The organism is Stenotrophomonas sp. A3_2 (assembly GCF_036624925.1).
Classification (GTDB): Bacteria; Pseudomonadota; Gammaproteobacteria; order Xanthomonadales; family Xanthomonadaceae; genus Stenotrophomonas; species Stenotrophomonas hibiscicola.
The window spans coordinates 1-11662 of sequence record NZ_JAZKVY010000343.1; the positions used below are offsets into that span (position 1 = coordinate 1).

Annotated in this window: 9 protein-coding genes; 8 read left to right on the top strand and 1 reads right to left on the bottom strand. The window is 68.2% G+C overall.

The genetic code is table 11. The annotated features are described in order from the left end of the window. The first annotated feature begins 468 nt into the window (after positions 1-468). The 4 genes from R5H29_RS18470 to ubiM all read left to right on the top strand — a co-directional run bounded on the left by R5H29_RS18470 (position 469) and on the right by ubiM (position 3894). A complete protein-coding gene (locus tag R5H29_RS18470; protein WP_332329589.1) occupies positions 469-1629 on the top strand; it encodes a hypothetical protein in 1161 nt (386 codons plus the stop codon). 59 nt (positions 1630-1688) lie between these two features. Then, on the top strand, positions 1689-2234 hold the full coding sequence (locus R5H29_RS18475) for a DUF4019 domain-containing protein (protein ID WP_329841537.1): 546 nt from the start codon (positions 1689-1691) through the stop codon (positions 2232-2234). Positions 2235-2245: 11 nt separating this feature from the next. Continuing rightward, entirely contained in the window at positions 2246-2635 is a 390-nt protein-coding gene (locus tag R5H29_RS18480; protein ID WP_021203642.1) for an MAPEG family protein, read from the top strand. 80 nt (positions 2636-2715) lie between these two features. Continuing rightward, on the top strand, positions 2716-3894 hold the full coding sequence (gene ubiM, locus R5H29_RS18485) for a 5-demethoxyubiquinol-8 5-hydroxylase UbiM (protein ID WP_332329590.1): 1179 nt from the start codon (positions 2716-2718) through the stop codon (positions 3892-3894). 11 nt (positions 3895-3905) lie between these two features. On the opposite strand, the gene R5H29_RS18490 is transcribed toward ubiM, so the two are convergent. After that, the gene (locus tag R5H29_RS18490; protein WP_019659156.1) at positions 3906-4127 is read right to left on the bottom strand and encodes an RNA-binding S4 domain-containing protein; all 222 of its coding nucleotides are present in this window, start codon (positions 4125-4127) and stop codon (positions 3906-3908) included. A gap of 263 nt (positions 4128-4390) precedes the next feature. On the opposite strand from R5H29_RS18490, the gene R5H29_RS18495 reads away from it, so the two are divergent. From R5H29_RS18495 to R5H29_RS18510, 4 genes are all read left to right on the top strand, one after another. Further along, on the top strand, positions 4391-6337 hold the full coding sequence (locus R5H29_RS18495; RefSeq protein ID WP_134729398.1) for a DEAD/DEAH box helicase: 1947 nt from the start codon (positions 4391-4393) through the stop codon (positions 6335-6337). Between the two features lie 218 nt (positions 6338-6555). Next, positions 6556-8979 carry an EAL domain-containing protein gene (locus R5H29_RS18500; RefSeq protein ID WP_332329591.1) on the top strand — a complete coding sequence of 808 codons (2424 nt, stop codon included), beginning with the start codon at positions 6556-6558 and terminating at the stop codon, positions 8977-8979. Between the two features lie 109 nt (positions 8980-9088). Continuing rightward, positions 9089-10753: a diguanylate cyclase gene (locus R5H29_RS18505; RefSeq protein ID WP_021203646.1), complete on the top strand. Its 1665-nt coding sequence runs from the start codon at positions 9089-9091 to the stop codon at positions 10751-10753. A 34-nt stretch (positions 10754-10787) separates the two neighbouring features. Further along, the gene (locus R5H29_RS18510) at positions 10788-11510 is read left to right on the top strand and encodes a pseudouridine synthase (protein ID WP_019659152.1); all 723 of its coding nucleotides are present in this window, start codon (positions 10788-10790) and stop codon (positions 11508-11510) included. Positions 11511-11662 lie beyond the last annotated feature (152 nt).

Sequence of the window (11662 nt, forward strand, 5' to 3'; positions counted from 1 at the left end):
GTCGAGGGCGAGGGCGGTATCCATGGCGCCAGTCTAGGCGTGTGCGGCTGGAGATACTCGCCACATTCGGACATGGATGCTGAAGAGGGTTGGGCCGGGCGGCGCCCGGCACCCGCCGCGCAAACACAAACCCCCGGCTCCCGGGGGGCGGGGGGGGGGGGGCCGGTGGCAGGGGGCGCTGCAAGTACGTCCCTGTAGCTCGGTCGCGCCATCCATGGCGCTCACGCCCCTGCCACCGGACCCACCCCGCCTTCGACAGTTTCCCGCGGCCTGCCGGAACGGCATCCCGCTCTGGGTGTCGACCTTGGTCGACACGGTAGACCCACGCCATGCGTGGATGGAGTGGTGCAAGACGCTGTAATGAAAAGGTTGGAGCCAGAGGGTCAGAAGGGGTTCAGTGCCACGCGCTGAACGGGTGCCCCGGACGGGTAGACTGTGGCTCCTGCTCACGTGAAGACTGGTTGCCCGATGTCCGCCAAACGCCGCTGGTTGTCCCTGTTGTGCCTGGCCCTGGCGGGCTGCAGCCAGCTGGAAAATCCGGGCAATGTGACTGCTGCCGACAAGGCGGCGCGGGCACCGGCCAGCGATGGCGAGAACATGGTGTCGATCAATGCGGCCGATGCACCGCCACCGCCAGCGCCGCCGCGCAGCCAGGCGGATCGGCCGTGGCCGCAGGCGCAGCTTGAGAATGGCCGTGCCTGGGTCAGCTGCAGCACGGAATATGCTGGCGATGCCGGCGACGGTGTCGAGCTGGAAGGCCTGCAGCGCGAGCAGATCACTCAGGCGCTGGCGCCGTGCGCCGAGCGCGGCCTGATGCGCGTGCGTTACGCCGGCAAGATCAATCCGGGCTTCGCCGAGATGATGTGGCGGTTGGCGGTGGTCGCCGACCAGCAGAAGATCCACAAGCGCATCCTCGATCTGGATTCCAGCGGCGGCCAGGTGGAATCGGCGATCGTTGCCGGTGACAGCATCGGTGAATCCGGCTGGACCATCTGGGTGCGCGAAGGCTCGATCTGCCACAGCGCCTGCGTGTTCGTGCTGGCCGCCGGTGACAACCGCCTGCTGTCGGGCAAGGTCGGCATCCACCGCATGATGCGGATCAGCTCCAAGGCCACCTCGCGCGCGGAACTCAACCGCGAGCTGCACGAGGTCTACGACAACGTGAAGGACTATCTGCAGCGCAATGGCGTGGCGGTGGGCGTGGCCGATCTGATGATGACCGTGCCCAACCGCAGCCTGCGCCTGCTGACTCCGGACGAGCTGCGCCAGTACGGCCTGGATGGGACCAATGCGGTGCAGGATGATCTGGAACGGATCAAGCAGATGCGTGCCTGCGGCGATGATTTCGTGCAGCGCAAGGACGCGTTCCTGGTCGCCTTCGACCAGCAATGCAAGCGCGAAGGCGCCGACATGGAGTCGATCAACAGCTGCGGCCAGGCCTTGAAACAGCGCTTCGGCTTTCCCGACGCGGTGTGCCCGGACGAAAGCCCGCTGTCGGAGATCGATGTGGCGACGCTGCCCCCGGCACCGCCGGAACCGCCGATGGCCGAGCAGGCAGCCGACGATGCAGGCAAGTCTGCGGCGCAGGCCGATGCGGCGGCGGTGGAAGGCAACGCCCACGCGCGCTGACGAACCGCTCACCGCGCTGGCGTAGACTGCGGTCCTTTCCTCGAGAACCGGCGGTGTCCATGAAGCGCGCGCTCCTGCTGCTGTCCCTGCTGCCCCTGACTGCGTTGGCGCAGGCACCTGCGCCGGCCACGCCGGCACCGGCACCCGCGCGCCCGGCCCCGGCATCGCCGGCGGCTGCGAAACCGGCCACCGCCGGCGCTCCGGCATTGACCGCCGCGCAGCAGGCCCAGGTGCAGAAGCAGGATGCCGAAATGGGCGCGGCTGCGTTGAAGGCGGCGCAGCTGGTCGATGCCAACCGCGCCGGCGAACTGTGGGATGGCGCTTCGGCCGTCGCCCGTCGTGCGGTGCCGAAGGCCGCCTTCGTCAGCCAGCTGACCGCCGAGCGTGCGCGCCTGGGTGCGTTGGCCGGGCGTGGCCAGCCCACCATCACCCGGGTCAAGTACAGCGCCGGTGCTGCGGTGCCGGAAGGGCTGTACATCAACGTCAGCTTCCCGACCCGTTTCGCCAACAGCGCGCAGCCGGTGCGCGAGCTGGTCTCGTTCCGTTTCGACGAAGACCAGGTGTGGCGCCTGGCCGGTTACAGCCTGCGTGCGTCGGCACCCTGAGGAGATGAGCGATGGCAACTGAACTGGCAATGCTGGCCTGGTCGATCGTGCTCGGCTTCGTGTACATCTTCGCCACCTCCACCGTGGTCACCCGCGAGCGCGGGATGAAGTGGAATGCCTCGGCACGCGATGGCGATGCAAAGCCGCTCAGCCCGCTGGCCGGCCGCCTGCAGCGGGCCCAGGCCAACTTCCTGGAAACCTTCCCGTTCTTCGCCGCTGCCGCCATTGCAGTAGTCGTGTCCGGTCGCGGCAACGGCACCACGGCGCTGGCTGCGCAGGCCTACTTCTGGGCGCGTGTGGTCTATCTGCCCCTGTACGCGGCCGGCGTGCCCTACCTGCGCAGCCTGGTGTGGCTGGTGTCGCTGCTGTCGATCCTGGCGCTGGTGTTCGCGTTGTTGTGACCCGCGCCTGATCCAGATCAAGGCCGGTCAGGCGCGCGGCGCTATGCTGGCCCGAACTGAATCAACGGCAGGAGGCGCGCATGCGCAGGATGGACGTGGTGGTGGTCGGCGCCGGACCGGCGGGCCTGTGCTTCGCTCGGGCGCTGGCCGGCAGTGGCCTGCAGGTTGGGCTGGTCGAAGTTCAACCGCGCCAGGCGCTGGCCGAGGCCGCCTTCGATGGCCGCGAGATCGCGTTGACCCATGCCTCGCGGCAGAGCATGGAGCAGCTGGGGCTGTGGCAGCGCCTGCCGCCGGCCGAAGTCGCTGAACTGCGCGATGCCAAGGTGATGAACGGCGGTTCGCCGTTCGCGCTGACCTTCGCCAGCAGCCAGGTCGACGGCCAGCCGCTGGGCTGGCTGGTGCCCAACCATCTGATCCGCCGCGCTGCATGGGATGCCGTGCAGGACCAGGATGGTCTGGACCTGTTCGACGGGCGCAAGGTGCAGCGCGTCCAGACCGATGCGCAGGGCCACGTGGTCAGACTCGATGACGGCAGCCAACTGCACGCCCGCCTGCTGGTCGCGGCTGACAGCCGCTTCTCCGCCACCCGCCGCATGCTTGGCATCGGTGCGCAGATGCGCGACTTCGGCAAGTCGATGCTGGTGTGCCGCATGCAGGTCGAGCGCGACCATCACCACACGGCCTGGGAATGGTTCGGTTACGGCCGCACCATGGCGCTGCTGCCGCTCAACGAGGGCCAGGCATCGGCGGTGATCACGCTGCAGCCGCGGCAGATCGAAGAACTGCTGGCGATGGATGAGGTGGCCTTCGGCGATGCCATCAGTGCGTGCTTTGAACATCGCCTGGGCCGCATGCAGCCGGTGGCGACGCCGCAGGCGTACCCGCTGGTAGGTGTGTACGCGCACCGTTTCGTCGGCGAGCGTTCTGCGCTGATCGGCGATGCCGCAGTCGGCATGCATCCGGTCACCGCGCATGGCTTCAACCTGGGCCTGGCCAGCGCACAGCGGCTGGCGCAGGGCATCGTCGCGCAGCAGCGTCGCGGTGCCGACATTGCTGCCGCCGGCATGCTGACCAGCTACCAGCGGGGCCATCGGCTGGCGTCGCGGCCGCTGTACGAAGCCACCAATGCGATCGCCAGCCTGTACACCGACGACCGTCGCCCGGCGCGCCTGCTGCGTGCGGCTGGCCTGCGCCTGGCGCAGGGCGTGGCACCGTTCAGGCAGCTGATCGCCTCGCACCTGACCCAGCGCGTGGCCTGAACGGCTTCAGATCAGCCGGCAGCCAGCACCCGGATCTGGCTGCCGGAAAATTCGACCACCTGGCCCGCGCGGATCTTGCAGGCCTTGCGCAGCTCGATTTCGCCATCGACCCGCACCTGGCCTTCACTGATGACCATCTTGGCCTCGCCGCCGCTGGTGACCAGGTCGGCCAGCTTGAGCAGCTGCTTGAGTTCGACGTAGTCACCGTCGAGGTCGAATTCGAGAATCTGCATGGAGCGGGTTCCTGGGAAGAGGGCGCAGGCCAGCGGCCGGGCCGGGAAGCGGGCGCGTATTGTGCGCCAGCACGGGCTCGACGGCACGCGCACGGAAAGCTGTACACCTCGTTCAGGATCAATGCGGTATCATCCCGCTCTGAGCGAGTGAAATCTCCTCCGACCGAGCAGCGCCAGGGCACGCGATAAGAAGGGCGCCCAAAGCGCGGACCATCCCTTTTTATCGCACTGCCAGGAAGACGGCAGTGCCTTCGGAGTTCCCCATGTCCCAAGATTCCCAAGCGCCGCTGCAGTTCGCGCAGCTCGGCCTGTCCGAGCCCGTGATGCAGGCGGTCACCGCCATCGGCTACGAAACCCCGTCGCCGATCCAGGCCGCCACCATCCCGGCGATGCTGGAAGGCCGCGACGTGCTGGGCCAGGCCCAGACCGGTACCGGCAAGACCGCTGCGTTCGCACTGCCGGTACTGTCCAACATCGACCTGCAGCAGATCAAGCCGCAGGCCCTGATCCTGGCGCCGACCCGCGAACTGGCCATCCAGGTCGCCGAGGCGTTCCAGTCCTACTCGTCGAAGATCCCGGGCTTCCGCGTGCTGCCGGTGTACGGCGGCCAGCCTTACGGGCAGCAGCTGTCGGCGCTGCGCCGTGGCGTGCATATCGTGGTCGGTACCCCCGGTCGCGTGATCGACCACCTGGACCGCAGCACCCTGGACCTGTCCGAGCTGAAGACCCTGGTGCTGGACGAAGCCGATGAAATGCTGCGCATGGGCTTCATCGACGACGTCGAAGCGGTGCTGAAGAAGCTGCCGGAGCAGCGCCAGGTGGCCCTGTTCTCGGCCACCATGCCGCCGCAGATCCGCCGCATCGCGCAGACCTACCTGCAGGATCCGGTGGAAGTGACCATTGCGGCCAAGACCACCACCTCGGCCAACATCCGCCAGCGTTACTGGTGGGTGAGCGGCATGCACAAGCTGGATGCGCTGACCCGCATCCTGGAAGTCGAGCCGTTCGACGCGATGATCATCTTCGCGCGCACCAAGGCCGGCACCGAAGAACTGGCCAGCAAGCTGCAGGCCCGTGGCCTGGCCGCTGCCGCCATCAACGGCGACATGCAGCAGGCCCAGCGTGAGCGCACCATCGCTATGCTGAAGGAAGGCAAGCTGGACATCCTGGTTGCCACCGACGTGGCCGCGCGCGGCCTGGACGTGGAGCGCATCAGCCACGTGCTGAACTACGACATCCCGTACGACACCGAAAGCTACGTGCACCGCATCGGCCGTACCGGTCGTGCCGGCCGCAGCGGCGAGGCGATCCTGTTCGCGACCCCGCGCGAGAAGGGCATGCTGCGCCAGATCGAGCGCGCCACCCGCCAGCCGATCGAAGAGATGCAGCTGCCGAGCGTGGAAGCGGTCAACGACACCCGCATCAACAAGTTCACCTCGCGCATCAGCGAAACCCTGGGTGCCGGTGGCCTGGACTTCTACCGCCAGCTGCTGGAGCGCTTCGAGAACGAGCAGAACGTGCCGGCCATCGAGATCGCCGCCGCGCTGGCCAGGATGCTGCAGGGTGACACCCCGTTCCTGCTGCAGCCGCCGGTGCGTGCCCCGCGTGAAGAGCGCGCCCCGCGCGAGCGTTTCGACCGTGGCGACCGTCCGGAGCGTGGCGATCGCTTCGACCGCAACGAGCGCGGTCCGCGCTTCGAGCGTGGCCCGCGTCGCGACGACGCCGAAGGTGGTTTCGAGCAGCGTCCGCGCCGTGAGGTTCCGCCGCGTGGTGCACCGGAGCAGGGCATGGAGACCTACCGCATTTCGGTGGGGCATCAGCATGGCGTGAAGCCGGCCAACATCGTCGGCGCCATTGCCAACGAAGCGGGCCTGGAAAGCCGCTTCATCGGCCGCATCGACATCCACGACGACTTCTCGCTGCTGGACCTGCCGGCACAGATGCCGCCGGACGTGCTGTCGCACCTGCAGAAGGTGTGGGTGTCCGGCCAGCAGCTGCAGATGCGTGCGCTGGCTCCGGGTGAAGAAACCAACCCGGCCCCGCGTCCGTTCAAGCCGCGCTTCGACAAGCGTGGCCCGGGCGGCCCGGGTGGCCCGCGTCGTGGTGGCCCGGGTGGTCCGGGTGGCCATGGTGGCGACCGCGGCGGTGACCGCGACAGCCGCCCGCCGCGTCGTGACGGCTTCAAGCCGCGCGGCCCGCGCAGCTTCTAAGCCGCACCCGCAGCCGTCCATAACAACGCCAGCCCCCGGGCTGGCGTACAGGAAAAGGGGACGGAGGGGATTAAGTCGTAAATGGCAGGCCATGCGCTTATGCCGAAAACGACTTAATCCCCTCCGTCCCCTTTTTCGCATGGCCCACACATTGCCGGTCATAGGCTGGGCCGGTTCCAAGGCAGGTTGTCACCGCAGCACATTCGGGGGGATCCGGGATGGGTAGAAGTGGCACGGACCAGCAGAGCCGGCGGGTGCCGATGACCCGTGGGCTGGGATTGCGCTTTGCGTTGTTGACGGGCATGGCGATCGGGCTGGTCGCGTTGTCCGCGTTGATCCAGGAACTGCAGGCGGCTTCGACGGCCTGGATCGCCGGGCAGGGTTACTGGTCACGCGGGCAGCAGGATGCCACTGCTGCGCTGAGCCGCTACCTGGCGCGCGGCCATGCCCAGGACCTGGAGGACGCGCGCCAGGCCCTGCGGATTCCGTTGGGAGATCTGCAGGCCCGGTTGGCGCTGGAACAGGCGGTACCGGACGAGGAGAAGGCCCGGCAGGGCTTCCTGCAGGGTGGCAACGCGCATGCCGATATCCCGCGTCTGGTGTTCTCGTTCCGCTATGCACGCGACATCGGCGCCTTCCGCGAAGCAACCGCGTTGTGGCGGCAGACCGACGATGACCTGTTGGCGGTGCAGCGGCTGGTCGCCGAGCTGCAGTCGGCGCACGCCGAAGGCACGCTGCCAGTGGCCGACCGCGACCGTTACCTGCAACAGCTGCGCGATCTGGACCGGCGGCTGCAGGTGCAGGCGCAGTCGTTTTCCCGAGCGTTGCTGCGCATGGCCACGATGGTGCGGATCGCCACGCTCGTGGTTGGTGGGCTGTCGGTGCTTGCGATCAGCCTGATGGCGGTGGCCCTCGCGCGCCGCGTCGGCAAGGACCTGACCGAACATGAAAGCCGCTTCCGCGCCGCCTTCTATCAGGCCAATGTCGGCATGCTCAAGCTCGACACCGAAGGCAAGGTGATCGAAGCCAACCAGGCGATGGCCGATATCCTCGACTACCGGCGCGACGTGCTGCTGCAGATGTCGTTGGGCGATCTGCTGATGGACGGCGAGCTGGTGATCGATGGGGTGGGCCGTATCGACTGGGACCGGCAGCTGCGGCCGAGCGAACTGCGCTTCCGCCGTCGCGATGGCAGCCTGGTCTGGGGCCGCTGGAGCGGCACCGGCGTGCGCAGCGCCGCCGGTGGCCTGTCGGTGTTCGCGATCATTGAGGACGTCAGCCAGAACCATGCACTGGCGCGCGAGATCGAGCACCACGCCAGCCATGACCCGCTGACCGGCCTGATCAACCGCCGCGAGATCGAACGGCTGCTGGAACGCGCGCTGTTGCAGGTGCGCAGCGAAGGCGGCACGCACGCGCTGTGCTATATCAACCTGGACCATTTCAAGCTGGTCAACGACAGCTTCGGCCACGCCGCTGGTGACCAGATGCTGCGCGCCTTCGCCGAGTACCTGGTGGCGGCGGTGCGTGATGGTGACTGGGTCGGCCGGCTGGGTGCGGACGAGTTCGCGGTGTTCCTCGCCCATGCCGGGCAGGACGAGGCCAAGCGCGTGCTGCAGCGGGTGATCCGCAACCTGGGCCAGGCCACGTTTCCGATCAGCGAGGGCAGCCCGCAGCTGAGCTGCAGCATCGGCGTGGTCGAGGTCAGTGCAGACGCGCCGGACGTGAACTGGTTGATGAGTGCCGCCGACAGCGCCTGCTATGCCGCCAAGCAGGCCGGGCGCAACCGCGTGCACTGCTTCAATGAGAACCGCATGGCGCTGGAGGAGCGGCGGCAGGAGGCCGAGCGCCTGCAGGGCGTCAGCCTGGCGATGGCCGAGAATCGCATGCTGCTGTATGCACAGCGCATCGCCCGCGTGGGGGATCCGTCCTACCTGCACTACGAGGTGCTGGTGCGCATGCGTGGCACCGATGGCAGCCTGCATCTGCCCGGCCAGTTCATGCCGGCGGTGGAGCGCTATGGCATGGCGGTGGCGCTGGACCGGCACGTGCTCGGGCTGCTGTTCCGCCACCTGCAGGTGTGCCCGGCGCACGTGCGCCAGCTGGGCCTGTGCAACGTCAACGTGTCCGCGCAGTTGATCGCCGAGCCGGGATTCCTCGCCTTCGTCTGCGACCTGCTCGAGCGCAACCGCGCGCTGGCCTCCAAGCTGTGCTTCGAGATCACCGAGACTGCGGCGATCAGCAACCTCAGCCAGGCCCGCGCCTTCATCGATGCGGTGAAGGCACGGGGGTGCCGGATGGCGCTGGATGACTTCGGCTCCGGCCTGTCTTCCTTCGGCTACCTGCGCCAGTTGCCGGCGGACATCCTGAAGATCGACGGCGCCTTCGTGCGCGACATGGATACGGACCCTGTCAGCCACGCCACGGTGCGCGCGATCAGCGAGCTCGGGCGCGAGCTGCAGATGGAAGTGGTGGCCGAGTGGGTGGAGACCGCCGAGGTTGCCGGTGCGCTGACCCGGCTTGGCGTACAGGGGCTGCAGGGCTATGCCATCGAACGGCCGCAGCCGCTGGAGCGGCTGACCCTGGTCGATCTGCGCCCGGTACGGCTGGTCGCGGTGAAGGGGCCGCCGGCGGCTGGCTGAACCGCGGGCGCCGACTTTGGTGTACACATGCATGGCGTGCCCGGCTGCGATAATGCGCGTCAGGGGCGGCGCGCAGTGGGCGCGGACGTAAGCAGGAACAGGACGTGGCGTGGGCGGCAGGCAGTGGCGGTATGGAACAGGAGCGGTGCTGGCCGTCCTGATGGTGTGGTTGGCGTTGCCGTGGCCGCTTCAGGCTGCAGAGGCCGTGTCGGGCCATGATTATCTCCTGGTCGGCGGCGCTACCGACGAGCCGACGCCGCACCGCGCATGCACGCCGCAGATGCTGTCCGGCGCCCGCCAGCAGGTGCTGGTACCGGCTCCGCCGCAGGGCTGGTCAGGCCAACCGCAGGCGCTGGACGTGTTCAACGTCTTTGCCGGTGAAGTGCGCGTCCAGCATGGTGACCGCGAGATCTGCGGCAACATGCACGACGCGCGCACCCGCGATTCACGTTTCCGGGCTGGCATCGGCCTGGTGGCGGTACCGCCGGCCGGCAGCCATGAGCCGTTCCTGGTCTCCTGGCAGACACCGCTGAAGACACGTTGGGTACCGACCCTGCGGCTGGGCGCGCCCAGCCCGGTGCAGCAGAACGACACCGCCCGCCTGCTGGTGCGCGCGGCCTGCATCGCGGTGGCGATCGCGCTGGCGCTGTCGGCGTTGATGGCCTTCCTGACCACCCGGGACCGCAGTTTCCTGGTCTACATCGCCGGCACCACCGTGATGGTGCTGTGGCAGGCAATCCTCGGCGGGCTCAGCGGCTATCCGGAACCCTGGCTGCCGGTGGGCGAGCACGGCGCATGGTGGCTGCTGGCGCTGACCGCTGCGACCCAGGCACTGGTGCTGCCGGCGCTGTGGCGGCTGAACGGAGGCGATCGCGTGCTGCCTCGATCGCGCCCGGCCCAACTGGCGGTGTTGTGGGCCCTGATGGCGCTGGCCGTGCTGGTGCCGTGGCTGCGCTGGGAGCATCTGGCCTGGGTCGCGAAGGGCTTGCAGGTGTCCTATCTGTCCGGATGTGGCCTGGCACTGATGGTCGGCGTCTGGGCACGCTGGCGCGGCGACCGTTGGGCGCAGGCGGGTCTGGCCGCGCTGGCACCGATGCTGGTACTGATCATCGCCGATGCCTGTGGTGCGGCGTGGCTGCTGGAATACCGGGTGGAGGCGCTGCAGCTGGCGGTGACCTGGCTGTTGATGATGGCCGCGTATGCGTTGAACCAGCGGCTGGGCCGGCTGCGCCAGCAGCGTGATGAACTTCGCCAGCTGGCCGAGACCGACGGCCTGACCGGGCTTCCCAACCGTCGCGCCGGACTGCAGCAGCTGGCCCGCCACCTTGAGCGGGTCGACCGCGAGCGTGGCCCGCTGGTGATCGGCTTCCTCGACATCGACCTGTTCAAGGACATCAACGACCGCCATGGTCACGCCGTGGGCGACCTGGTGCTGGTGGCGGTGGCGCGTGCCCTGCGCATGGCAGTGCGCAGCCAGGACGAAGTGGTACGGATGGGCGGCGAAGAGTTCCTGCTGCTGATGCCGGGCATGCCGCGCGAGGCCGCTTCGGCGCGACTGGACCGGTTGCGCCAGCGAATCACCGAGGCTGGCCAGGCCCTGCAGGTGCCGGGGCTGGAGGTTACCGCCAGCATCGGCCTGGCGCAGTGGCGACCGGGCGAGGACGATCTGGCCGGGCTGCTGCGGCGCGCCGACCATGCCATGTACGTGGCAAAGCGGGCGGGCCGCAACCGGGTCTTCGACGGCGAGGAGCTCGATCCGCCCGCCCTGGCGTGAAGCGCAGCGGGCGGCGATGCCGGATAATGGGCCGATGACCACCCGACTCAACAAACATATCGCCGACACCGGCTTCTGCTCCCGCCGCGAGGCCGATCGCCTGATCGCCGCGCGCCGCGTTACCGTCAACGGCCATCCGGCCGGTACCGGCGCGGTGGTAGGCGAGGAAGACCAGGTGCTGGTCGACGGCCAGCCGCTGCGCGCCCGCGTGGCACGCAAGCCCGGCGCCCGCCGCCACGTCTACATCGCACTGAACAAGCCGGTAGGCGTCACCTGCACGACCGAAACTTCGGTCAAGGGCAACATCGTCGACTTCGTCGGCCACGAACAGCGCATCTTCCCGATCGGCCGCCTGGACAAGGACTCCGAAGGCCTGATCCTGATGACCAGCAATGGCGACATCGTCAACCAGATCCTGCGTGCCGAGAACGGCCACCAGAAGGAATACCTGGTGGCGGTGAACAAGCCGGTCACCGATGAGTTCCTGCGCGGCATGGCGCGCGGCGTGCGCATCCACGACCAGATGACGCTGCCGTGCAAGACCTCGCGCATCGCCAAGTTCGGTTTCCGCATCACCCTGCAGCAGGGCCTGAACCGGCAGATCCGCCTGATGGCTGCCGAGTTCGGCTATCGCGTGACCCAGCTGCGCCGCGTGCGCATCGACAACATCAAGATCGGCGCGCTGAAGCCGGGCCAGTGGCGCAACCTGACCGAGCAGGAGCTGCAGGGCCTGCTGCCGAAGCAGCTGGACTGGTAACGCGCGGTAGTGCCGGCATCAGCTAGACTTTGCAGTGACCTGCCGGAAGTGACGCTGCATGATCAAGCCCGACAAGCCTGCCAACGAAGCCCTCCGGCTCGAGGCGCTGTACCGCTACCGGATCCTTGATTCGCAGCGCGAGAAGTCATTCG